This is a genomic window from Chryseobacterium paludis (genome assembly GCF_025403485.1).
GTDB classification, from domain to species: domain Bacteria; phylum Bacteroidota; class Bacteroidia; order Flavobacteriales; family Weeksellaceae; genus Chryseobacterium; species Chryseobacterium paludis.
In genome coordinates, this window is record NZ_CP099966.1 from 444,974 (window position 1) to 468,833 (window position 23,860).

Genomic DNA, 23,860 nt, shown 5'->3' on the forward strand with positions numbered 1-23,860 from the left:
TTCAATTTCATAACTATTTCCTTTCTAGAAATTGATAAGCAATACTTGACGTTACTAGAGAACCTACTAAAAAAATGTATCAGATGTGCTTATTGCTCCTAGAATAACCGGTAGTGAACTGAAAAATAAGGACGACATGTATACAGTTGAACAGAATGGTACTATCATCTATGTGACTGATGAGCTTGATGGTTCTTCTACAACTGCAAGAACCAGAAATGTACTACGGAAAGGGTATTATAGCTTTGACTCTTCCAAAGGAAGTGATGGTGAATGGGTGAGGTGTTTGATAATGCACTGCTGGTGCTAATGGAGTGAATGCCCATCAGGTGCAGCGATAACAGTAAGCGCAGCAAATAATAATACAGGCGGATCAACACTGTTGACTCGTACATTTACTGTCAAAGAAAGGTCATTGGTCACATTTAGAGTTTCTGTACCTGCATCAGAGATCTTAATTGCGAACGATTCAAATCTTACAGATGGAGCATCAAAAAACTATGGATTCAATCTGATATTAAATGTGGGAAGTTTTAATAATTACCTGTTTACAAGGCAAGGAGCAGCTTTTTCAAATAGTGGAAATTTCTATGCTATGGGCATTTATCACATTTATCAATTGAACTCATCGAGTCAGTTGTATTGGCTTCTGGATCTTATAACGTTAATCTTCAAGTTTTTGTCTTTGCGAGAGACTCTACAGGAATAAGGGCATCATTTGGTTGGCTTGCAATAGACACGGTATTAGATATTATTGGTTACGGTACACTATAATGATTATGGTATAATATTAATTTAATAATGGAAGATGGGAGTATCCAAAATTTTAAAACCTTTAAGAAGTAAGTTCTATTTAATATTGTATTGACATGTTAGTAAACATTTATTTTAAAAAGGCATTTTGTTACGCACAGCCTTGAGCTCATTACCAATGTTAGCAAGTGCGATATTACATCATCATCCATTTTAATATCAAGGTATTTGACTTGCTTGTTACTTTTATCTATAAGATAAACAATTCAGAATATTATTCTCACAAATTACTACAGAAACTTTTTACTATAACTCCATATGACGGCTTAAAAATGAGTATTATTGTAAGAAAATTAATTTCTGCAAAAATATATGGGGTATTGGGAGATCTTTGTGTTTTTTTTAATCATCGCTTTTATTTATTCTTCTGTTGGGTTTGGTGGTGGGTCCAGTTATCTAGCAGTTTTGGCAATGTATAACCTTCCTTACCAAGAAATACGCTTAATGGCACTTATTTGTAATGTTATTGTGGTAGTAGGAGGTGCATTTATTTACATCAGAAATAAGCAGACTGACTGGAAGAAAATACTGCCGCTTACGATTGTAAGTGTTCCTATGGCATACCTTGGAGCTGTTTTAAAAATAAGCCAGGAAACTTTTTTTCTGATATTGGGTATTACTTTAATTATTGCGGCATTGTTGCTGTGGATAAGGACAGAATCAAAAAATGGAGAAGACCCATCAGAACATACAGAAACCTCTCTCTTCAAAAACGGATTTTTAGGAGGTGGAATAGGATTTTTATCAGGATTGGTTGGCATTGGTGGCGGAATTTTTCTTTCACCTCTATTAAACCTTATGAAATGGGATACCCCACGAAAGATTGCAGCAACATCAAGTGTTTTCATATTGGTAAATTCAATATCAGGGATTTTCGGACAATTATCCAAACTGTCTGCGGATATGGATTATTTCAGAATTCTGAGTTTATGTTTTGCCGTATTCATTGGGGGACAGATAGGTTCAAGGATGTCCCTAAAATGGAATCCTTTGGTCATCAAAAGAATGACTGCTGTCTTGGTTTTGGTAGCCGGGATAAACGTTTTAATAAAATATTGGTAATAAGATAAAGTTAAAAATGATACTTAAGATATTAGCATTCGGAATAACGAAAGATATTTTCGGAACTTCAGAAAAAGAAATAGAAATAAACGAAGGTGCAAATATTAAAGCACTAAAAGAGCTTTTGGAAGAAGATTTCCCGGAGCTGAAAAAATTAAAATCTTATTTTATTGCCGTTGACGATGAATATGCGGAGGACGATCAGGTAGTAGCAATTTCTAACGAAATAGCAATAATCCCGCCGGTAAGCGGCGGATAATAGAATAGATATGATTGATATAAAAATAACAGAAAATATACTGGATCTTACTGATTGTTTTACACTTGCTTCGGATCCTGCGTGCGGAGGGATAGCATCATTTATAGGAACAGTAAGAAATCATACCAAAGGTAAATCTGTCATTCATCTGGAATATGAATGTTATGAATCTATGGCAGTTAAGGAAATACAAAAAATAGCGGATAAAGCCATTTCTTTATTTTCAGTAAAAAATATTGTAGTTCATCACCGTACTGGAATTTTGTTTCCTGGGGATACAGCCATTATATTAGTAGTGAGCGATGGTCACAGGGATTCTGTTTTTGATGCGTGTAGCTATATGATCGAAAATGTTAAAAAAACCGTTCCCATCTGGAAAAAAGAAATTTTTGAGAATGGAGAAGAATGGGTTTCTGCACACCCGTAATTTAAGGAACAAAATTTTGTACCTTTACTATACAGCTATTAAATTATGAAAACTCATCTGTTATTAAATAAGTCTGTAAAACAGATAGAAATTGTCAAAGTTAAGGCCAACAGCAGTTTTCCTTATATGGATGATGTTTCTGTAGAAGAACCTTTGGAGATTAGGGTTTCTTATTATGCAGGAGATAAAAAAGAGTTTAAAAGTATATCTGTGACTATGCGAACTCCGGGAAATGATGCAGAGCTTGCTGTCGGTTTTCTATTTACAGAAGGAATTGTTTCCAGCCGCCAACAGGTTAAAAACATATATTTTGCAGAAGTAGAATGTTCAAGAAACAGTGAAAATATTGTCACTGTTGAGCTTACAGAAGGTTTTGTTCCTGAACTTATGAAGGCTGATAGGAATTTTTATACAACCTCCAGCTGCGGTGTATGTGGAAAAGTATCCATAGAATCCATACGGACAGTAAGTTCATTTCATAACCATAAAAAAGGAAAGACAGATATCTCTCTTGAAACTCTGTATCAATTATCCGAAAAATTACAGTCTTTTCAGAATAATTTCAGCGCTACTGGCGGTATACATGCTTCCGGTATATTTGATTCGGAAGGCAATCTTCTGGCGCTACGTGAGGATGTCGGAAGACATAACGCATTAGATAAACTTATAGGATATGCACTATCTGCAGATTTGCTTCCTCTTAACGATAAAATTTTAGTTTTAAGTGGAAGAGCCAGTTTTGAACTCATTCAGAAAGCAGCAATGGCAGGAATTTCCATTGTTGCAGCAATAGGAGCACCATCTAGCCTTGCGGTAGACTTGGCAAAAGAATTTGATATCACTTTATTAGGCTTTCTTCGGGATATCAGGTTTAATATTTACCATTCCGGCAGCCATTTTAAAATTGAAAATTTGTTATGAAAATAAGAATTAAAGACAACTCAATAAGATTCCGCCTAACCCAATCCGAAGTTGCAGAATTAGGAAAAAACGGAAGTATCTCAAGCTTTACAGAATTTGTAGACCGTCCGTTTATTTATTCTATCGAAAGAACGGAGGACGAAGAGCTTTCAGCAGCTTTCATCGAAAACAGAATTGTACTGAAAATGTCTAAAACTATGATAAATGAGTGGATTTCCACAGACAGAGTTGGCTTTGACGGACAAGTCGGATTGGTGAAAATTTTAATAGAAAAGGATTTTGTATGCATTGATAATACGCTGGAAGATCAAAGTGACAATTATCCCAACCCTAATTTAAAATGCTAATTTTTCATTTTTAAAAATTTAGAAATCATGGAAAACAAAGATTCATTTGATAAAATAAAAGAAGGCAGTAGATTACCTTCTGCAGAACCTCCATATAAATTGCTGGATTTGAAACTGAAACCACCAAAAGCCTGGGCAGCTGGTATTCCTGCTGTTATCCATTCATTGGACCAGTTGGTTCTCAATGCCTCTGTTCTTCGTGGAGGAAGGGCTCTTTTCAGTATGAATCAGTTTGACGGATTCGATTGCCCAAGCTGTGCATGGCCCGACCCGGATGATGAACGTTCCAGATTGGGTGAATACTGTGAAAACGGAGCAAAGGCCTTAGCAGAAGAAGCTACCTCAAAAAAAATAGATGCAGCATTTTTCAGAGAAAATTCAGTGTATGATTTAGCAAAATTAACAGATTTTGAAATCAGTCAGTTGGGAAGAATTGCAGAACCTATGTATCTGCCGCAAGGAGGAACCCATTACCAGCCGATAAGTTGGGATGATGCCTTTTCAAAAATTTCTCAAAAACTAAACACTCTTGATTCTCCCAACGAAGCCATATTTTATACTTCAGGCAGAACAAGCAACGAAGCAACCTGGGTGTATCAGTTGTTTGCACGTGAATTCGGAACCAATAATTTTCCAGACTGTTCCAACATGTGCCACGAGACTTCCGGTTATGCACTTTCCAGAAGTATAGGTATTGGGAAAGGGACAGTAAAGCTAGAAGATTTCTATGATACAGATCTTATCATTATTATAGGTCAGAATCCAGGAACCAACTCACCTAGAATGCTTTCTGCATTATCTAGAGGAAAGAAAAACGGAGCAAAAATTATGGCTGTTAATCCACTTCCCGAAGCCGGATTGAAAGGTTTCAGAAATCCTCAGGAGGTTCGTGCCCTGCTTAATAAGCCTTATGAATTGTCAGATTTATATCTTCCTGTCAAGATCAATGGAGATATGGCGCTTTTAAAAGCACTGCAAATTCTCGTTTTGGAAGAAGAAACAAAAAATCCGGGAAAAGTTCTTGACCAGGATTTTATCGCTAATAAAACTGAGGGTTTCAATGAATTGGTTGAAGAATTAAAATTGTATGACCTCGATTATTTATCGGAAGAATGTGGAATTCCGATTGAAAATCTTCGGGAAGCGGCGCAAATGATTGCCTCAAAAAAACGTATTATCATTTGTTGGGGAATGGGAATCACTCAGCAGCATAACGGAGTGGAAATGATTTATAATATCGTGAATCTCCTGTTGATGAAGGGAAGTATAGGAATTCAGGGGGGAGGAGTTTGTCCTGTTCGTGGTCATAGTAATGTGCAAGGAAACCGAACATTACTTATTAATCATCATCCTACAACTGAGCAATTAGATAAGCTTCAGGAGTATTATGGCTTTGAAGTACCGAGAAATGGGGGTTATGATGTTGTAAATGCGATTAAAGCGATGCATGAAAGTAAAGTGAAATTTATGTTCTGTATGGGAGGTAATTTTCTTTCTGCAGCACCTGATACAACGTTTACAGCAGAAGCGATGCGCAATCTGGAAATGTCTGTGATTGTTTCTGTAAAATTAAACAGAAATCATCTTATACATGGGAAAGAAGCTCTGATCTTACCAGTAATCTCCAGAAGTGAGAAAGATATAATTAATGGAGAGCTTCAGCACGTAAGCACGGAAAATTCAATGGGAGTTGTGGAATGGTCAAGAGGGGTTCTCGAACCTATTTCCAAACATCTGATTAATGAAACACATGTTGCCTGCAGAATGGCAAAAGCGGTTTTGGGGGAACGTTCAGTAGTGAATTGGGATAAGTTTATCAACAGTTATGATGCCGTTCGTAATGATATTGAACAATGTATCCCCGGATTTGAAAAATATAATGACAGAGTAGTACAGAAAGGTGGCTTCTATCTTCCGAATGGACCAAGAGATGGTATTTTCAATAGTGAATTTTACCCGGGAAAAGCTGCTTTCAATATAACAGCTGTACCGGATAATTCGCTTGCAGATGACGAATATCTGATGGGGACGACCAGAACACATGATCAGTTCAATACGGTTGTTTATGGTTTGAATGATCGTTACCGTGGGATTTTCAATGAAAGAAGGGTTGTCATGATGAATGAAAAAGATATCGAAAAGGCTGGTCTCAAAGAGGGTGATCATGTAGACCTTTTCAATTATGATGATGGAATCGAAAGAATCGCACCACTTTTTATTGTAGTAAAATATCCTATTCCGCAGAAAAGTACGATGACTTATTTTCCGGAAACTAATGTTTTGGTATCTATTAATAATGTGGTAAATGGAGCCAATATGCCGGCTTCTAAGTATGTTCGTATCAAAATCCGAAAGCACAGTCCCAACATTTTTAAAAAGATTGACGACCATGTAATTGCAGCCGCCGGAACAAGCCTTGAATAACTGTAAAGTATATATTACTTAAATAAATAATAATCATGAGGAACTTTTTTTTTGTTATTATATTTTCTTTTTGCAGTTTGGTACCAGCACAAACTAATTTCAAACTAAAGGTTTCGGGAGAAGTTGCTCATCCTTTGGAATTGAGTTTATCCGATCTTTTGAAAATGTCCCGAAAAGAAGCTATATTAAAGGATAAAGAGGGGAACTCTCATACTTTCAGTGGAGTTCCGATCATGGAAGTTTTGGAAAAGGCAGACGTTCCATCTGGAAAAGCGCTTCATGGAGCAGAAAATTTTTCAAAATATGTGCTGATAAAATGTTCTGACGGTTACCAGGTTTTATTTTCACTTGCAGAACTGGATTCCTCTATTCAGGATAAGAATGTCATTATTGCTGATATTGTAGATGGAAAACCTTTATCGGTAGAAAAAGGTCCGTTACGTATCATCGCTGAGGGAGAAAATAAGCCTGCTCGCAGCAGTTATCAGGTTACGGAGCTTGTCATTGGATCAGTAAAAAAATAATTACAAATAATTATCATTTAATAATGATCATAAGAAAAAAAGAACACTGGTTCAGAATGCTTTTTGTTTGGCATGGCTCTGTTCTGCCGGCACTGCTTCCCCGTTTGGGATTACTTTTGATTCTTTCTTTATTGGTGACCTATTTTCATGGAATAATTCTTTCGTTTAAAGTTCCGTTAAATCCTGCTCCACTCACGCTGTTCGGTTTTGTATTGGCCTTATTCCTTGGATTCAGGAACAACGCCAGCTACGATAGGTTCTGGGAAGGACGAAAATTATGGGGTACCTTGTTGAATACTGCACGTGCATTGACTCGTCAGGCAATGACTCTGAGCCATATAAAGAATGATAGCGTGTCTGTTCACGACTTTGTTCAGTTGCTTAGTGCCTTTGTTTTTGCTTTGAAACATCAACTTAGAGGAACAGATGCTTATGAAGATTTAAAATTTAAGCTTAATGAAGACCAACTGAGAGTTGTTGCAGTATCAAAGTATAAGCCGGCAGTTATTATGCGGCTGCTTGCAGAATGGGTTCAGAGAGCAAAAGATGAAAGTTGTTTAGATTCTATCCAACAGGCTCGTTTCGATGAAAATTTTGATAAGCTTTCTGATATTTTGGGAGGTTGTGAAAGATTAATTTCTACCCCGATTCCTTACAGTTACCGTGTTCTGTTGCATCGGACGGTGTATATTTATTGTTTTTTGTTACCTTTCGGTCTTGTAGATTCGCTTGGATGGTTTACTCCTCTTATTGTTGTATTTGTAGCCTATACATTTGTTGCATTTGAAGCAATAGCTGATGAAATTGAAGAGCCATTTGGAACAGATGCGAATGATTTAGCTCTTAACAACATGTGCATTATGATTGATGAGACCATTCACGAGATGGTGGGAGAGAATATTACCATTTCTCAAAAAATAACTCAGAATATTATTGATTAACTTTTAAGAGAAGATGATTATTACTTTTTAATTGTTATAAAGTAAGAAAATATTATTATTGATAATATGTTTTTGGAATGCCGTCTTTTAAAGAAAACACTTCTTTTTCAGGAAAAATGTTTTTAATTTTTCTCACCGCTTCTGCACTGCGTTTCCCGGATTTACAATATAATACAATAGAGTCTGAACTGCTAGAAATATAATGTAGATGATCCTGTAATTCTTCTAGAGGAATATTGATTCCTCCAATATTGAACTGTTCATGCTCTTTTGGTGTACGAACATCTATGATTTCAAAACGATCTTTTTCCTGTATCAGCAGTTCAAATGTAATGGTCTCAATAGTCTGAGGTAAACTTGTAATTTGCATAGAAGTTTTTCTTAATTTAATAATTTGGGTACTACCATTCAGAACATTCATCATCCAGAGTTTTCCTGCCAATGAATCTTCGGGATTTGTAAAATATTTTATAGCTTCATTAGCCTGCATACATCCAACAATTCCTGCCAGTGTAGGGATTACACCGCCTTCTCTGCAGTTGGGAACCTGTGATTCTTCCGCATTCGGAAAAATATCACGATAATTGGGCGAGTAAGTACCGTCTTCCTGTAAAACATTCCAGATGCTTACTTGGCCTTCATATTGATAAATAGCGCCATAAATTAAAGGCTTTCCTGTCAATACACAGGCGTCATTCAATAAGCATTTTGTTTCGAAATTATCTGTTCCTTCAATAACCAAATCAAATTCCGAAATCAAATCCATAACATTGGAGGAATTAACCCTCAGGTTGTAAGGAATTATGGAAATGTAAGGATTTTGTTGTTGCAGTTTTTTTACTGCCACATCCACTTTATAGGTTCCGATATCATTAGAGGTATATAGGATCTGGCGATGCAGATTACTTTCAGAGACTATATCATCATCTGCAAGCCCAATTGTTCCTATACCTGACGAAGCAAGATATTGTGCCGAAGGGCAGCCAAGCCCTCCCATGCCTACTATCAGAACTTTGGCATTTTTGAGTAGTTCCTGAGAGGAAGCCCCAAATCCGGGTAAAGCCATCTGGCAATGATAACGTTCAAGTGGGTTATTCATATATTTCAGTCTTCAATTACAATCTACTTTTTTAAAATCTCCTGTGCTTTTGCCATATCTTCAGGAGTATTCACATTCATTAAAGAATCCGGGTTAGTGGGTTTCAGGATTAGTGTGTCACTGTTGATCAGAACTTTCCTCGGACAGGTATTTCCTGATCCTAAAAAATTCAGGAGCAAAGAATAGCTTTTAGGTTCCCAGATGGTGATCAGTGGCTCCGGTAAACCGTCAAAGGGACTTTCATATGTTGTTGCTGCTTTTTCCGGGTTTCTGGATTGTATTAGAAACTCTAATGCACTTTTATCCAGCAAAGGAAGATCACAGGCTACCACCAGCCATGCTTTATCTCTCTGAGAACGCAATGCTGAAAGTATTCCTCCAAAAGGCCCCATATTTAGAAAAGTATCAGTCAGGGCATTGTAATCCATATCAAAATTTTCCAGCTGGTCTTGTCTGCAGGAAATAAATACCTTGTCACAAAATGGAACTAAAAGATCAGCTGCATAATACCGCTGCTCTTTGCCATGCCAGTTGATTTTATCTTTAGGATTTCCCATTCGCTGGCTTTTTCCTCCTGCCAGCACCAATCCATTTAATTGGGGAAAATCAGTCTCTTTTGAAATCATTTTTTCCTCCTGATTTTTCGATGAGTTTTATTTCTTTTATCATAATATCATGACTCATTGCTTTGCACATATCATAAATGGTAAGTGCGGCAATAGATACACCTGTCAAAGCTTCCATTTCGATACCTGTTTTAGCTTCAATCTCAACAGTACAATAGATTTCAATTTCGTTTTGAGAGTTGATTTCAATATCTATTTCACAGTTATCCATACCAATAGGATGGCAAAGAGGAATCAGGTCATCTGTTTTTTTTGCTGCCATTATTCCTGCAATGATGGCGGTTTGGAAAACAGAGCCTTTTTTAGTTTTAAAGTCATCTTTTTGAAGCGCTTTCAGAATATTTTCAGGAAGTATTACAATGGCTTTGGCAATTGCTTTTCGGTGGGTAATTTTTTTACTACCCACATTGACCATACCTGGCAGTTCCTTTTTATTAAGATGTGAAAAATTCGTCATGAGTAAAATTAAAAATTATATTTCCAGATTTTATACACTTCGCCTTTTTTAAACGCATTTTTTTCCAAGGGAAGCTCTATGAATGCATTGGTTTCTGCAAGATGGGAGAAATCTCCGGAACCGTTGGTATTTACAGATTCTGCAATTAATTGTCCCGATTGATTCACGCTGAGTTTTACCTGTGCAAAATATTGTAACGAAAAAGGAAAATTTATATCATTTTGTAGAACAGCATACTGTGTTGTTTCCGGAATCTCCAAAGATTTCTCCAGCCAAGGAACAAAATACCTATATAGGCACATAAATACGGATACTGGATTTCCCGGGAATGCGAAAACCAATTTTTCGTTTTGGCTTTTTCCAAACCAGAACGGTTTTCCCGGTCTTTGCTTTATTTTATGAAAAAGCTTTTCTATTCCCAGCTCTTCGCAGGCTTTGGGTAGATAATCGAATTTTCCCATAGAAACCCCACCACTCATCAGTAAAACATCATAATTGTCAATGCAGTGGGAAAGTTCCTTCTTTATTAATTCAAAGTCATCATTCCAATGTAGCCAATCAGCATTGATCCTGTATTTTTCCAAAACTGATTTTATAGTAATTCCATTGGAACGTCTTAGCTGAAATGGAGTAGGAATAGTTTCAGGTGACACCATTTCATCTCCTGTGGAAATAATGGCTATCTTGGGAAGCCTTTTTACTGTTAAAAATGTTTTTCCGACTGACACAGCAATCCCCAGAATAGATGGCGTTATTACATGATCGGCTTCTACCAATGTTTCTCCTGTTTTTTTATCCCTTCCTTTCAGATGGATATTCTGTCCTTTTTTAACATCGATATTAATACTTGCGACATTATTATTTATAAAAATATCTTCATAACGAATTACAATGTCCATTGAAGAATGCAATGCTGCTCCGGTCATAATTTCAACACAATCATTTTCTTCATTAATAGAAACCGGAGCTTCTCCCGCTGCTTGCACAGCTTTAATGGTAAAGTCACGCACTCCTTTTTCATAGGATTTAGAACTGATCGCAATTCCATCCACCGTCGACCTGTCAAATGGCGGCAAATCGCGATCGGCCAAAATATTTTCAGCTAAAATTCTTCCTGAGGCATTTTCATAGAAAATTTCTTCTGTTCCGAAGTTTATGACCTGGGAAAAGATAATTTCTTCTGCCTGCTTTACACTGATCATATGCATAATTATCCTCCTATTGTTGCCATTGACTGATGTATTTGTGATGCGGTCAGACTTGATTTTTGAGCTTCCCAACCGTCTTTCGGTTTTTTGTGTACACTGTTGATAATTATATTTTTCAGCTCTTCATTTGATCTTCCCATACGGATTTCGTCTTTCAGATTTACACCGGTTCCTTCATATAAACAGGTTCTGAGAATACCGGAAGGAGTGATTCTGATCCTGTTGCAGTCCCCACAAAATGAACGGGTATAAGCTGCAATTATCCCTATATCTCCTTTAAAGCCCGGAATTTTATAGTTGTATGACGTTGAACTTTTAGGATCGTCTGCCTTTTGGATTTCAGGAAAAAATTCTTTTATATAGTTGTAAATTTGCGTGAAATTCCATTTCAGGGAAATATCAGTTTTGCTACCGTTAAAAGGCATTTCTTCAATAAAGCGGACATCTACTGGAAGATCTTTTGTAAGCATTACCAAGGGAATAATATCCTCAGTATTTTCCCCTTCCATGACCACCGTGTTGATTTTTACTTTTATATCATGCTGTAATAAGCTATCTAAAGTTTTCATAACCTTATCAAGACTATTTCTTCTTGTAATTTTGAAAAAGCGTTTCTTATCAAGTGTATCAAGACTTAGGTTGATAGATTTTATTCCATATTTTTTCAGTTGAGGAATATAGGGTTCTGTAAGAAGACCATTGGTGGTTATACTGATGTCAGTAAGTCCGTCTAATTGTGATATATTTCGGATAAGTTCAATACTATTTTTTCTAACAAAAGGTTCTCCTCCCGTTATCCTGATTTTATTTACTCCCATTTCTGTAAATACCGAGCAGATTCTGAGCATTTCTTCATCAGTCATTAATTCATTTTGCTTAATCCAGGTAAGACCATTTTCCGGCATGCAATATGTACAACGCAGATTACACCGGTCTACAATAGCAAGCCTTAGATAATTGATGTTCCTTCCAAATTTATCTGTCAACATTTAAATAGAATAAGTCCTATTACAAATATACTGAATGTTTCCCTTTCAAAGGGATAATTCTATACTTGCAGATAATAGACAATATTTATTTCACAATTCCGGATATAGATGAGTATTAATATCGAATTAAGTAACTTTATCGGACATTAAATAAGTGATGCAACAAAAGAGTAATTTAGCTGTATTAAAAAGAGAGGATAAAAAAGATATTGATGTTATTTATCAGGGTGAAATAAGTTCTTCCGAGCTTAATCGTTTTCCTGATAATTCTTTCACAATCATTATTTTAGATGAATGTATTGATGGTAATTGTATTACGGATATTGATACTTATGCTTTAAATTCCAAACAATTATTTGTCCATCTTCCTAAAAGGAAATATATATGGGAGCTGCCTATGCGTTCGAGTGGTAGAAGGTTGATCATTAATGACTCTATTCTTGAAACATTTTCTCCGACATTAAAACATACTTTTTCTCCTCATAGTAAATACGAAATGATCCAGTCAAACGAAGAAGCTTATGAAAAATTCAGTATGGAGTTTGATGCGATTCGTAAAGAAATAGATTCAGAAGTTGTATTTCCAGAACTTATTAATGCAAGGGTGAGACTTTTGGCGCTGATGATTAATCTTTGGATAGAGCAGATGTATGGAAAATCTGCATTGAGTGATTACAATAATCCTGCTTTCCGTTTCCATGAACTTGTTGAAATCTATTACAAAACGCAAAAAGGTGTTGCCTTTTATGCTAACGAGCTATGCATTACTCCCAATTATCTAGGAGTTTTGTGCAGAAAACAATATAAAATATCTCCATTGGAGTTTATAAGACAAAGAATATTATTGGAAGCAAAGAAATTATTACATAGTTCAAATAAATCAATTAAAGAAATAGCCTTTGATCTCGGATTTAATAATTTATCTCATTTTTCATATTTTTTCAGAACACAAACAGGTTGGACTCCCAAGAGTTATAGAATGACTATGAGAAAAAGTTAAATTTATTAGACATAGAAAGGGACATATCTTTTAGAGTTTGAATGACATAATCCCTTGTTTTGTCGTTCAAACTCTAAAAGAATTGAAGTTTTATTTGATGGTCTTGTTGTTTTGCCAGTAATAACTTGAAAAAAAAAGTACTGGTAAAAAAACATTAGTGGGAGTGAAATTATAACTTTTTTTATATGTATATCTGAGAACGACATACCGGAAGTAGCTAATTCTTTCATTAAATTGCTTGTTGGATTTATAATCAGAAATTATGATAAGTGAAGAAAGCCACAGTTGTCAAACAATTATAAAACCATTAAATTTTCTGCTGACAACCGGGCTATTCAAGCTAGTAACAAATTGACTGTTTACAAAATTACGATCAAATTTGTCTTTAGTAAAGTCTCAATTATTCAATTACTTGTGTATTTTATAACAGGATTATAAGAATTAAGAAATCTACACAAGAAGATTATATTGAATTTGATATCATTCAAATTCCGAAATACATACCGTTTGTCCAGCATTTTTAAAAAAATATATAACGTAGTAGAGATTCGATCCATACAAGATTTGATAAGAATTAGTAGGTTTATGGTAGTATTTATATAGATTATTCAAAAAGATGCTGCTACCTGAATAAGGGCAAAAAGTCGTAACAGCTACCTGGAAAATGGACTACCAAAACCATCATTTACGGTAGCTATTAGACTTGAGGACTTAAAATGAAATATATATGAAAATACAAATATAACTTGATCAAAACTTATTAATATTACCTTTTTTATTCAATTATTTGGTCAATTCATTCCAAAAAATAAACTATTAATAACGAAAGTATATCCCAGATGATATGAAATAATGAATGTCTATTTAGTTAGTTAATAATCCTTCTGTAATTCATAATTAAGTACACTAAATTCTAAGTCATCTTGTTAAGCAACATCTCTTGCTAGTTAATTAGGGGGCACCCACAGGCTTTATAGGTATTTTGTCTCATTTCATATTAATACCTGATTATTATCTTAAAGTATTCAAATGCTTTCGATTTTTATTTTTTTTTTTATCATAATTATTGAAAGGTATGGATGTTGAATTAGTAAAGTGAAATAAAAGTGTAATAGTAATAAATGAATAGCAAGTTTATTGAGAAGGATTTAGAGTTTGAAGCTCAGATTAAAGATCATGTTACGTATTTTCCTTTAGCTGGTGAAAGTGAGATTTCTGGTTTTAGAGCACCAGATAGTTATGTTTTTATATTTTTTGAAAAAGCCTCTGGTAATCATTTTATTGACTTCGTTGAGTACGAAGAGAAAGATAACCAGGTACATATCTCATTTCCTGGACAAATTCATTCCTGGAAAACAGAGATAGGAGCTAGAGGACATAAGTTGATTTTATCTAAAGAGTTTATAGAGAAGCGGCTATACAATTCAAGATTTTCTTCTTTACTTCCCAATAAATTTCCTGTTCTGGATATTCCAATAGAAATCAGCAAAAAGCTGTCACGCGAGTTTAAAATGATCCAAGAAGAGTTTGGAGAAGAGCCTGTCAACTGGGATGTAATAAGCTTTAGGGTAGAAATAATTTTCTCATTTATTAATATGTGTATTGATGACGCAGAGCGGGATACAATAGTGACGAACAGAAGAAACCCAATTATTTTGAGTTTTATTGAATTGATTGAAGTGAATTTTGTTGAGTCAAAAGCAGTAGCGTTCTATGCGGAAAAATTACCAGTAACCCCCAATTACTTAAATATTCTTACAAAAAGCACATTGGGAATTACTGCAAAGGAGCTTATTGATGCAAGGATTATTCTGGAAGCAAAGCGGCTTCTAAAGGGTTCTAACCAAACAGTCAAAGAGATTGCTTTCAATCTGGGTTTCTATAGCATTTCATCATTTTCTTCATACTTTAAGGGAAATACAGGGTTGTATCCCACCAAGTTTCGTGAATAAGAATTTAAAAGTATCAGACGAAGATCGACTTCGCATAGTACTTTAAAATCTCATAAAAGCAAGTTGTTTTCAATTTCTGACAGCACTTAAATTATAGTGTCCGGGAAAAGGCTACAAGTGAAATCATAACAAAGTATAATAAACCATTGCTTAGGAATTTATATTTTTACTGGGATTTAGCTAGAACATCTTTTAATACTACATGGAGCTGAAAAACTTAAAAAGTTGCAATAGAATAAAAATTCCGGCGAAAAATAATAAGCTGAACCAAATTATATCGCCGGAATAATATCAAAAACAGATCCTCACTCTGTTTCAAGAATACCAGTACAAATTAATGTTCTCTTTTTGATTAAAGTATATTCAAATCATTCAGAATATTATTGTATTTATTCTAATTTATTAAACAATCGAAATCTTATTCTTAATAATTCGGTTTAAATTTAGATGGTCAAATTGTTCAAAGATCGTTGCTGTCATAGAATTTTTGCCAATACGCTGAAAGGAATCTGCAATATCATCTGAGATGATATTATGCTTTTTAATCGTAGAAAGTTAAGGGAAGATGATAAGCTACTATATGAGGAAGTGTCTTTGCCAAGATAATACCATTGAATATATAGAATTTTATAATGCCAGACTTTTGATTGGTTACTTTATATTATAAACTTATAAGTAATCATTTATAAATAGCAAAACACCGACATAAGCCGGTGCTCTTATTCTAATTTTTCGTAGAAATCTATGAATACTTGATGTAAGATTTTGTAAAGAATTAGTCACCAATTCGAAAGACGAGTACCTGAGTAGATCTTGCAGCCAACTGCATACCTGCTCCAGAACAGTTGCCTGATTGTCCTCTTCCTAGAGCTATTTTCCAAGTTCTATTGGCGGGAATGGTCGTGGCATATGTGATCGTTCCTCCATGATTAGATAATGCTCCTTGTGAATGTGCTGCAGTACTATGAACTCTTGAAGTTGTATCATTGAGAGGGAAATCTACAAAGTATGAACTGATAGTACATCCTGTAGCATTATGGGTTGCTTCATACACAAAAGTAATCTGATATGTTCCTGGGGGGAATGTAATCGTACTAGTGCTTGTATCATAACTCATTCCAGGAATCGTATTTTTAACAACAGACATAGGAACCAGCTGCGATCCACCCGCACCCTGTGCCTGTAGAAAATTAGTTTGCGCATTTTCTAATCGGAAAACTGCTGGGTTAGGAATAGATAGTCCTCCCAATGTACCAATGTTCCTTATAACACCAGTAGAGTCGATTACAACAAGATGATCTGTAGTTGTATTCCCAGCCGAAACTCCTTGCAAACGTAATGGATCAGTTCCATTGATATGAAGTTTATTAGTAGGTGCTGTGGTACCAATACCCATGTTACCAGTGAATGTAACTGTTATGTCGTTGGCCTGCTGTGCTGCTGACGGCACTCCAGTTGATGGGTTATCTTTGGCTGCATCAATATTAAAAACTCCTTGTGGGTTTGTGGTCTGAATTCCAACTTGGCTGAATAATAAAGTACAATTACCTAGCAAAAGGATTAGGTAGTAAATGAATTTCTGTTTCATAATGAATTTTTTTTTGTTAGTATTAAAAAAATATTCTTTGAAACCGAGAAATGAGGATCTGTCTTAACATAATTGCAACTTCTAGTGAAAGAATCACTTTATGTTGAATCAAATATAAATAAAATAATGATTGAGTTTATTAAATTTTTAATTAAAAGACCAAAAAATGTTTTTTATTCAAGAAATAGATGTCTTTTATTTTATGGTTGCAGGTTATGTTGCTGGTAAGGAAAGAGAAGAATATGGATTGTTCGTTGATGAATTTTCTAAATATTTATCAAAAAAATATAATTTTAAAGAAGAAGTTCATGTAATCTAATAATCAAATCAATGTCAGTATATGATGAAATTTCTTTAGAAGTACTGAAAGAAGAGTTGTTTTATTTCTTGAATACATGCATTTGAAAAAACTGATTCCTAAAACTTTTAATTGATAAGTTACCATAAGTATCTTAACTCTTAGTACCATTTGTTTTTTATTACAGGCTTTTTCCTTTAAGTAAAGAAATTCTGGTTTTTAATTTAAGCTTTGATACATCGAGATTCCATCGAGGTTCATTTTCATTAACTATGACCAATGTTTTATCATTCATGTCAAATTCTTTTACAAAAGAGTAATAAAGCAGTCGTGATATCGATAATAGGATCTTCTGGCCTTTACGGTTTAACAGGATGTAAAAATAAGGGTTATGGCTACCATATTTATTTCTAAGATTAATGGACATGATCCTTTCTTTCCAAAAGCTTTTATTTTTGCTGGTAGTCCAGCTACCAAGGCGCTTTACCCTTCCTTTATTGGAAATTAAATATCCATTTTCAAGACCGGTTACCGGTTTCCAATGTTCCCTGGGAAGATCGTTAAGCGACAGGTTCATGCATGCTGGCGGGCTGTTCTTGTCAATGGGTGGTTTACCCAACTTTTCCCAGAGTGACTTATTGAGTAATTTACCTGAAGAATCCGACTTGCTTTCTGTGGAAATTATAAAATCTTCTTTTTTAGGGGTGTAATCTTTAAAAAACCATCTATATCCTCCTGCCGTAAGACGTTCCTTGTTTAATGCATAGAGAATGTTCCTGTCACCAATGCTAAGAGTATCATTCGCAGCACCAATATTTTCAAATGTACCTATCAATTCACCTTCAACAGTATATTGACTAATAGCCCTTTCGTGATCGTTTTGACTATTTCTAACTCTATTTTCCCTAACTCTTTTAAAGCGATCCTCGCTGATGGAGAGTTTCTCCAGATTGTCAGCATGCAGGTGAAACCGGTTGCCATCTTTAAATGAGATAAGAAAAGGCTCAATTCCCGAATCCAGTTTTTCAACAAAATGATGATACACCAAACGTGGCACTGACTTTCGGGATCTTCTTCCTTCCGATGATAACAGACAAGTGATATTATAAAAGTTCTCATTCAGATATTTGTTGAAAAATTTCATGAACTGTAACTTCATAATCCGATCCGGTGCTTTCCGCTCTTTCCCGTTTAGTGATGTAATCCAACGTTCAAGGCTTTTCACACGGCCATAGTTGGAAATCGCATAGTTTTCAAAATTTTCAATAGGCTTCCACTCTTCACCCGGAAGGTTTAGAAGGGAAATATTGTAAAGGACGTTTTTTACATATTGGTCTTCTAGTTCAATAGGTATTTTCATGAAAATTCTTTGCAAATGAATAACTATATATGTACCGTAAAGGCTATAATAGGGCAAAATTATAAAACTTTAACTATTAAAAAAAGACCTGACATTGTTTAAGGACAAGTTAGATTTTATGCGACATGTTTTGGCGCTTTGGTGTACTACTTTTGCAATGGGATAAGGAGTAGTGGTTTGTGAATGAATAATTAAGCATGATGAAATTCATATTAAATTATTTTAACATAAAATTAACAAATGCTAAAAAAAAGTTAAATTTGCAAGGTTTTAAATCAATATAAATAAAACTAAAAATATAAAACATAAACAGATGAAAAAACTCTACATGGGTGCATGTACTTTATGCATAAGCCTAGGCCTCTCAGCACAGGAGATAGTCTGGGAAAAGAATATCAAATCCAGTACTCAGGATTTTCTAAGCCAGGTTACGACAACCATAGATCAGCAGTATTTAATTACTGGAAGCGCTATTCAGGCTTCTAAAACTGAAGATAAACAAAACAATGGATACGATTTTCACTTGGTGAAACTAAACCAGCAGGGCGACCAGGTTTGGGAGAAATACTTTGCAGGAAATAATCATGATTATTTATCCTCTACAGTGACTACTCAGGATGGAGGATCGCTTTTGGGAGGTACCTCGTATTCAGGAAAAGGTCTGGATAAAAAAGAAGATTCTAAGGGTGGATCAGATATTTGGCTCATTAGAATCAATGAATTTGGTGATGAATTGTGGCAGAAAACTTTAGGAACTTCTTCTGATGAAGAAGCCAGAGCTGTTATTCAAACAACGGATTTAGGATTTTTTGTTGCTGGAAATGTTCAAAACTCAACTAAAGGTTATGGCTCAAAAGATATTTTAATCATCAAACTTGATAAAAACGGAAAAGAACTATCACAACTGGTTTTAGGCGGAAAAGGGCTGGATGAAGTTGAAAAGATGATTCCAACCCGTGACGGTGGAGCTTTGTTAGGAATCTATTCCAGAAGCAGTACTGGAGGTTCAAAACAAACTGAAAACTTTGGAGAAGGAGACTATTGGATTGTCAAATTGGACAAATCAGGAAAAGTAGAATGGGAAAAGAATTTTGGAGGAAAAGGTGATGATCATTTAAGAACACTTGCTTTAACTTCAAACGGATATATTATTGGAGGTGAAAGTCGTTCTGAACGCTCAGGAAATAAAACAGTTGGGATTGAAGAAGGAACTGATGTATGGTTAATCTCTTTAAATGAAAGAGGAGAGGAGCAGTGGCAGAAATCTTACAATTTTAAGAATAGAGATATCCTTATGGGAATGAGCGCAATTCATTCTGCGGATGATAAAACAAAAGGAATTTTATTAGGTGGCTATACCCAGGCCGAAGGAAGAATAGAAGCTGATGATGAGAAATTCTGGATGCTATATCTGGATCAAAACGGAAATGAACAGTGGAGGAAACATGTGGAAGGGAAATCCAGAAAGAGAGAGGAAAGGTTATCTGATATTAAGCTCAACAGAGATGGTTCAATCATCTTGGCAGGAACAAGTGCTGAGGAATTAGGAAAGGAGAACTGGAAGATCGTGAAATTGGGTGATAAACAATTGGATCAGTTAATAGAGAAACAAGATATCAAGATCTATCCTAACCCTGTGTCAGAGTATGCTTATGTAGAAATTGGATATGATTTCAAAGAAGCTGATATTACTTTGTATGATATGAGTGGGAGACAATTGCAGAGTTTGAAGACGAAGAATAAGGTAACAAAGATCAATACACAGCCATTGATACAGGGAGCTTATCTTATTGTTATCAAAACGGATACTAATAAAACGGCGAATGCTAAAATTATTAAAAGGTAGAAACAAATGCTCAAAATAAAAAAAACAATACTTCTAATTTCAACTTTCACTGTAATATTAGCTAATTCACAGTCAATTATACAGAATGCTGTTAATAATACAGCTGTCCAATCTCCTAATGCTGCAGCACTGTTCAGGTACTCTGAAACTCCGATTTCTTTATATACAGGAGTGCCTAATATCAGTATCCCTATTTACACAATCAAAGAAGGGGATATAGAAGTTCCAATATCTATTTCATATCACGCAGGGGGAATTAAAGTAAATGATGAAGCTTCTTCTGTTGGACTCGGATGGTCCTTGAACGCGGGAGGGCGGGTTTCTCATATTATAGCGGGAAGTAATGATTTTAGTACAAATGGATATTATAATATTTACCCTAAAAGTGCTAGTGGCTATATTGGCTCAATATCAGGATGCCCTACACCTCCTTGGAATAACAGCACTGCTGTAAGCTCTTATTATACTAATAATTTTCGTTTAATTACAGATCCAAATTATAGCACTCTATATCCTGGAGATGATTTTCAACCTGATTTGTTTTTAATCAATCTTCCGACTAAAAGCTATAAAGCATATTTAGATATGCCGAAAACAACTAAAACTGATTATCCAAAATTTGCAATAGCAGAACAGCCAAATATAGATTTTAAATTAATTCCTAGCTCAGGAAGCTTTATTCCACATTCTAATGGTGCAAACAAATTTACAGTTATTGATGAAACCGGCCTTAGTTATTATTTTGACAGTGTACAAGAAATTAGTACACCACTTACAGGAACTTACATTACCGGAGTTTCTCAATATCTATCTAAAATAGAAGACGTTAAAGGAAGAAAAATTAATTTTTATTATACAGCTAAATTGCATGCTGATAGAATAGCCGGATGTAGGACGACAAGATATAGTTATACTTATCCTCCCAATGACCCAAGTAATCCACATTTCACAAATAGCTCTCCGGGTTTGACACAATGTAATAAACAGACAATCGATGAAAGTTTTATCGAAAAAATAGAGTTTTCTAATGGTCGAATAGAATTTGTTTGGGTTGATAGAGAAGATGTTAATAAATCCAAAAAACTATCTTCTATTAAGATCTATAATAATTATAAATTAATAAAACAGTTTGATTTTAATTATGATTACTTCATTGCAACCGACAATCTAGATACAAATTCCTTAGTTACTTGGCTTGGAGCATCAAATAATAAAATATTTACACACAGACTTCGATTACTAGGTTTGACAGAGTCAATAACCAATGAAAAATATTTGTTTGATTATAATTCTACTTACAATTTACCCAATAAACTAAGCTTTTCTTCGGATTTTTGGGGATACTATAATGGCCAGGCTAATAGTGATAGCTTTATTCCTAATCCAGATAAATATATAAAAGGAAGTAGTCCTTTTACAGTTAACTCATTCAATCAAGATCAATCAGGATATTGGTACAATGCATCTGTTTATTATCCAGGACCTGTTCCAGACAATGAAATACGGCATATCAACTTTACTACTGACAATAAACATTATTTATCCGATAGAAGAGCATCACTGTATTCACTGGCAGGTCTTTTAACAAGTATAAAATATCCAACAGGCGGAAAAACAGAATTTGAATATGAACCTAATACTTTCTCTAATTATCCGATACAATCATTACTGGATAATGTAAGTCCTGGTGTTGAGCGCAATTATAGTTATGGGGGAGGTATAAGAATTAAAAGTATCAAAACAACAGAAAATGTTGGATCGAATCCCCTAATTAAGAACTATATCTATGATGAGTCTATAGATAACGGAACAAAAATTATATCGAATGGTAATTTATCTGAATTTCCAAAATTTTATGAAGTAGAGAATAGATGCTATATTGTGAAAGGAGGAAATAGTTATCAGATTTTATCCAATACAGCTTGTCCTACTGTATATATTCCCAATATTGGTGTTCCAGACCATCCTTTTAAAATTTCGGTTTTTGAAGGAGCACAATCTCAGGGAGTATCTACGCTTCCACAAGGAGGTCTTGTTGGTTATTCTAAAGTTATCGAAAAAGTAGACGGAAAAGGAAGAACAGAATCTTTTTTCACTAATACCTATAGTCCTACCTGTTTAAGTATGATACCCAGAGGTTCAGCTTTGATTATTGGAAATGGTAATCTTGTTAATGAGAGTCATTATGATAATAATAATTCTTTACTAAAAGAAACAGTTTATAATTATAAATTTAATTATCCTGATAACTTAAACACTTATTTTATCTCTGGAGCTATTTTAGAGCCTGTCACTAGATTTACACCTGAATTTGGTGGCTCACAAGATAATTATCCACCATTTGGTGGACTTATTCATAGCTATAGTGTGAATCTCTATAGATCGTTATTAGAATCTGCCACGACAAAAGAATATTTTCCCCCAGGATCTAGCAATTTTGTAAAAACGACTACCTTGAATACTTACAATAATAAATATTTGCCTAGTACACAAAAAATTACATATCCTGATAATGTCATTAAAGAAACAAGTTATAATTATGCACAAGAGGATGGCAATCAATTAATGATCAGTAAAAATATGGTAGGAATACCACTGGAAACAATTATTACACAAACAAGTAATGGAGTTACAAAAATGTTATCAAAAACAAAGAAAGTTTATCCATCCTCGTTACCTGATCCTCAAGTAGGAAATTTTGTACTACCTAAATCTATACTGTCATATGACATTTCAAACAATAATAATTCTTTTACAGAAGTAACATTAGATAAATATGATGCTACAGGAAACCTTATCCAATATACAAATAAAGAGGGAATGCCAGTTTCTATTATTTGGGGCTACAACTCAACAATGCCAATCGCAAAAATAGAAGGTACAAAATACAGTGATATTATAACTTATGTTCAGAATATTATTACATTATCAAATAGTGATGCTGCAAATCCATTAAAAGAGGCAGAACTATTGGAAGCAGGGGATAATCTAAGAAAAAATACTAATCTCAACAATTATCAAATTACAACCTACACTAATGATCCCTTAATAGGAACCACTAGTGTTACACCTCCTTCCGGAATTAGAGAATATTACAAATATGATACAACCAACAGATTGGAAAAAATTGTTGATTCAAATAATAAAATACTAAAGGAATACAAATATAGATATGGAAGTCCTTCGTCTTCCCCTATTCCAAATACTGAAAAAAGTCAAATATTTACAAGAACAAATTGCACCGGAAATACAGTTGGGGGCACTTACAATTATATAGTTCCTGCAGGTACGTATTTTTCTGATGTAAGTGAATTGGCAGCCAATCAAAAAGCATTGGATGATATAAATAGTAATGGTCAGAATGTCGCAAATCTAAATGGTCCTTGTATCCCAGTAATTTCTTGTGCATTTACATTTGTAATAAATCCTCAGTTTAGCTATAGTTCAACAAACTCAGTAGGTAATGATGTGAATTTTTATGTATCGTTTTCCAGTTACGGTATCTGGCAAAGCTGGACGAATGGCATAAATATAGGTAAAGTAGGCACAAGCTGTGTTCCTAGTGTTAATAGGGAAATAACATATGATTCAGCTGGACGCCAATGGAAAGTTTTCATAGATACATCTGGAAATTGTACTGTAAGACTAATTTCAGGAACTGTTGATGCATCATCTTCTACTTCATTAAACTTTATGTTCCAATATCAAAAGTAAAGTAT

22 protein-coding genes are annotated in these 23,860 nt (G+C 34.6%); 15 read left to right on the forward strand and 7 right to left on the reverse strand.

The features are described from left to right. The first annotated feature begins 136 nt into the window (after window positions 1–136). The 10 genes from NG806_RS01870 (at window position 137) to NG806_RS01915 (ending at window position 7,718) form a co-directional block, all read left to right on the forward strand. Window positions 137–310 (forward strand): hypothetical protein, encoded by a 174-nt coding sequence (locus NG806_RS01870; RefSeq protein ID WP_261511730.1) that lies wholly within the window; start codon window positions 137–139, stop codon window positions 308–310. A 105-nt stretch (window positions 311–415) separates the two neighbouring features. Further along, complete coding sequence (locus NG806_RS01875; RefSeq protein WP_261511731.1) at window positions 416–709, forward strand: hypothetical protein; 294 nt, start codon at window positions 416–418, stop codon at window positions 707–709. Between the two features lie 416 nt (window positions 710–1,125). Beyond that, window positions 1,126–1,875, forward strand: coding sequence for a sulfite exporter TauE/SafE family protein (locus tag NG806_RS01880; protein WP_261511732.1), 750 nt, complete (start codon window positions 1,126–1,128; stop codon window positions 1,873–1,875). Window positions 1,876–1,891: 16 nt separating this feature from the next. Next, complete coding sequence (locus tag NG806_RS01885) at window positions 1,892–2,134, forward strand: MoaD/ThiS family protein (protein WP_261511733.1); 243 nt, start codon at window positions 1,892–1,894, stop codon at window positions 2,132–2,134. Between the two features lie 10 nt (window positions 2,135–2,144). Further along, window positions 2,145–2,561, forward strand: a complete 417-nt coding sequence (locus NG806_RS01890) for a molybdenum cofactor biosynthesis protein MoaE (RefSeq protein WP_261511734.1) — start codon at window positions 2,145–2,147, stop codon at window positions 2,559–2,561. Between the two features lie 45 nt (window positions 2,562–2,606). Next, complete coding sequence (gene fdhD / locus NG806_RS01895) at window positions 2,607–3,482, forward strand: formate dehydrogenase accessory sulfurtransferase FdhD (RefSeq protein ID WP_261511735.1); 876 nt, start codon at window positions 2,607–2,609, stop codon at window positions 3,480–3,482. Beyond that, window positions 3,479–3,829 (forward strand): DUF7009 family protein, encoded by a 351-nt coding sequence (locus NG806_RS01900; protein WP_261511736.1) that lies wholly within the window; start codon window positions 3,479–3,481, stop codon window positions 3,827–3,829. The genes fdhD and NG806_RS01900 overlap by 4 nt, the downstream gene beginning before the upstream one ends. 27 nt (window positions 3,830–3,856) lie before the next feature. Continuing rightward, a complete protein-coding gene (locus tag NG806_RS01905; RefSeq protein WP_261511737.1) occupies window positions 3,857–6,253 on the forward strand; it encodes an FdhF/YdeP family oxidoreductase in 2,397 nt (798 codons plus the stop codon). A 35-nt stretch (window positions 6,254–6,288) separates the two neighbouring features. Continuing rightward, complete coding sequence (locus NG806_RS01910; protein WP_261511738.1) at window positions 6,289–6,777, forward strand: molybdopterin-binding protein; 489 nt, start codon at window positions 6,289–6,291, stop codon at window positions 6,775–6,777. A gap of 23 nt (window positions 6,778–6,800) precedes the next feature. Then, window positions 6,801–7,718 (forward strand): bestrophin family protein, encoded by a 918-nt coding sequence (locus NG806_RS01915; protein ID WP_261511739.1) that lies wholly within the window; start codon window positions 6,801–6,803, stop codon window positions 7,716–7,718. Between the two features lie 55 nt (window positions 7,719–7,773). Here the strand turns inward: NG806_RS01915 and NG806_RS01920 are convergent, their stop codons facing one another. From NG806_RS01920 to moaA, 5 genes are read right to left on the reverse strand one after another with little or no spacing between them, the layout of a single operon-like run. Further along, the gene (locus NG806_RS01920) at window positions 7,774–8,817 is read right to left on the reverse strand and encodes a HesA/MoeB/ThiF family protein (RefSeq protein ID WP_261511740.1); all 1,044 of its coding nucleotides are present in this window, start codon (window positions 8,815–8,817) and stop codon (window positions 7,774–7,776) included. Window positions 8,818–8,840: 23 nt separating this feature from the next. Continuing rightward, window positions 8,841–9,443 carry an NTP transferase domain-containing protein gene (locus NG806_RS01925; RefSeq protein ID WP_261511741.1) on the reverse strand — a complete coding sequence of 201 codons (603 nt, stop codon included), beginning with the start codon at window positions 9,441–9,443 and terminating at the stop codon, window positions 8,841–8,843. After that, complete coding sequence (gene moaC / locus NG806_RS01930) at window positions 9,424–9,900, reverse strand: cyclic pyranopterin monophosphate synthase MoaC (RefSeq protein WP_261511742.1); 477 nt, start codon at window positions 9,898–9,900, stop codon at window positions 9,424–9,426. Before moaC ends, NG806_RS01925 begins: the two co-directional genes overlap by 20 nt. Before the next feature lie 8 nt (window positions 9,901–9,908). Continuing rightward, a complete protein-coding gene (locus NG806_RS01935; RefSeq protein ID WP_261511743.1) occupies window positions 9,909–11,102 on the reverse strand; it encodes a molybdopterin molybdotransferase MoeA in 1,194 nt (397 codons plus the stop codon). A gap of 8 nt (window positions 11,103–11,110) precedes the next feature. Further along, window positions 11,111–12,097: a GTP 3',8-cyclase MoaA gene (moaA, locus tag NG806_RS01940; protein WP_261511744.1), complete on the reverse strand. Its 987-nt coding sequence runs from the start codon at window positions 12,095–12,097 to the stop codon at window positions 11,111–11,113. A gap of 157 nt (window positions 12,098–12,254) precedes the next feature. On the opposite strand from moaA, the gene NG806_RS01945 reads away from it, so the two are divergent. After that, window positions 12,255–13,097 carry a helix-turn-helix domain-containing protein gene (locus NG806_RS01945; RefSeq protein ID WP_261511745.1) on the forward strand — a complete coding sequence of 281 codons (843 nt, stop codon included), beginning with the start codon at window positions 12,255–12,257 and terminating at the stop codon, window positions 13,095–13,097. Window positions 13,098–14,218: 1,121 nt separating this feature from the next. Further along, a complete protein-coding gene (locus NG806_RS01950; RefSeq protein ID WP_261511746.1) occupies window positions 14,219–15,049 on the forward strand; it encodes a helix-turn-helix domain-containing protein in 831 nt (276 codons plus the stop codon). A gap of 775 nt (window positions 15,050–15,824) precedes the next feature. Here the strand turns inward: NG806_RS01950 and NG806_RS01955 are convergent. Further along, window positions 15,825–16,637: a hypothetical protein gene (locus NG806_RS01955; RefSeq protein WP_261511747.1), complete on the reverse strand. Its 813-nt coding sequence runs from the start codon at window positions 16,635–16,637 to the stop codon at window positions 15,825–15,827. A gap of 166 nt (window positions 16,638–16,803) precedes the next feature. On the opposite strand from NG806_RS01955, the gene NG806_RS01960 reads away from it, so the two are divergent. Beyond that, the gene (locus NG806_RS01960; protein WP_261511748.1) at window positions 16,804–16,956 is read left to right on the forward strand and encodes a hypothetical protein; all 153 of its coding nucleotides are present in this window, start codon (window positions 16,804–16,806) and stop codon (window positions 16,954–16,956) included. 160 nt (window positions 16,957–17,116) lie between these two features. Here NG806_RS01960 and NG806_RS01965 read toward each other — a convergent pair whose 3' ends face one another. Next, window positions 17,117–18,295: an NUMOD4 domain-containing protein gene (locus NG806_RS01965; RefSeq protein WP_261511749.1), complete on the reverse strand. Its 1,179-nt coding sequence runs from the start codon at window positions 18,293–18,295 to the stop codon at window positions 17,117–17,119. Between the two features lie 313 nt (window positions 18,296–18,608). Between NG806_RS01965 and NG806_RS01970 the strand changes: the two genes are divergently transcribed. Continuing rightward, a complete protein-coding gene (locus NG806_RS01970; RefSeq protein WP_261511750.1) occupies window positions 18,609–20,141 on the forward strand; it encodes a T9SS type A sorting domain-containing protein in 1,533 nt (510 codons plus the stop codon). 6 nt (window positions 20,142–20,147) lie between these two features. Then, window positions 20,148–23,855: a DUF5977 domain-containing protein gene (locus NG806_RS01975; RefSeq protein WP_261511751.1), complete on the forward strand. Its 3,708-nt coding sequence runs from the start codon at window positions 20,148–20,150 to the stop codon at window positions 23,853–23,855. Window positions 23,856–23,860 lie beyond the last annotated feature (5 nt).

Coding starts and splice junctions, on each gene's coding strand:
- NG806_RS01870 (WP_261511730.1), top strand. CDS start 137: ATGTATACAGTTGAACAGAATGGTACTATCATCTATGTGACTGATGAG.
- NG806_RS01880 (WP_261511732.1), top strand. CDS start 1,126: ATGGGGTATTGGGAGATCTTTGTGTTTTTTTTAATCATCGCTTTTATT.
- NG806_RS01885 (WP_261511733.1), top strand. CDS start 1,892: ATGATACTTAAGATATTAGCATTCGGAATAACGAAAGATATTTTCGGA.
- NG806_RS01890 (WP_261511734.1), top strand. CDS start 2,145: ATGATTGATATAAAAATAACAGAAAATATACTGGATCTTACTGATTGT.
- fdhD (WP_261511735.1), top strand. CDS start 2,607: ATGAAAACTCATCTGTTATTAAATAAGTCTGTAAAACAGATAGAAATT.
- NG806_RS01900 (WP_261511736.1), top strand. CDS start 3,479: ATGAAAATAAGAATTAAAGACAACTCAATAAGATTCCGCCTAACCCAA.
- NG806_RS01905 (WP_261511737.1), top strand. CDS start 3,857: ATGGAAAACAAAGATTCATTTGATAAAATAAAAGAAGGCAGTAGATTA.
- NG806_RS01910 (WP_261511738.1), top strand. CDS start 6,289: ATGAGGAACTTTTTTTTTGTTATTATATTTTCTTTTTGCAGTTTGGTA.
- NG806_RS01915 (WP_261511739.1), top strand. CDS start 6,801: ATGATCATAAGAAAAAAAGAACACTGGTTCAGAATGCTTTTTGTTTGG.
- NG806_RS01920 (WP_261511740.1), bottom strand. CDS start 8,817: ATGAATAACCCACTTGAACGTTATCATTGCCAGATGGCTTTACCCGGA.
- NG806_RS01925 (WP_261511741.1), bottom strand. CDS start 9,443: ATGATTTCAAAAGAGACTGATTTTCCCCAATTAAATGGATTGGTGCTG.
- moaC (WP_261511742.1), bottom strand. CDS start 9,900: ATGACGAATTTTTCACATCTTAATAAAAAGGAACTGCCAGGTATGGTC.
- NG806_RS01935 (WP_261511743.1), bottom strand. CDS start 11,102: ATGATCAGTGTAAAGCAGGCAGAAGAAATTATCTTTTCCCAGGTCATA.
- moaA (WP_261511744.1), bottom strand. CDS start 12,097: ATGTTGACAGATAAATTTGGAAGGAACATCAATTATCTAAGGCTTGCT.
- NG806_RS01945 (WP_261511745.1), top strand. CDS start 12,255: ATGCAACAAAAGAGTAATTTAGCTGTATTAAAAAGAGAGGATAAAAAA.
- NG806_RS01950 (WP_261511746.1), top strand. CDS start 14,219: ATGAATAGCAAGTTTATTGAGAAGGATTTAGAGTTTGAAGCTCAGATT.
- NG806_RS01955 (WP_261511747.1), bottom strand. CDS start 16,637: ATGAAACAGAAATTCATTTACTACCTAATCCTTTTGCTAGGTAATTGT.
- NG806_RS01960 (WP_261511748.1), top strand. CDS start 16,804: ATGTTTTTTATTCAAGAAATAGATGTCTTTTATTTTATGGTTGCAGGT.
- NG806_RS01965 (WP_261511749.1), bottom strand. CDS start 18,295: ATGAAAATACCTATTGAACTAGAAGACCAATATGTAAAAAACGTCCTT.
- NG806_RS01970 (WP_261511750.1), top strand. CDS start 18,609: ATGAAAAAACTCTACATGGGTGCATGTACTTTATGCATAAGCCTAGGC.
- NG806_RS01975 (WP_261511751.1), top strand. CDS start 20,148: ATGCTCAAAATAAAAAAAACAATACTTCTAATTTCAACTTTCACTGTA.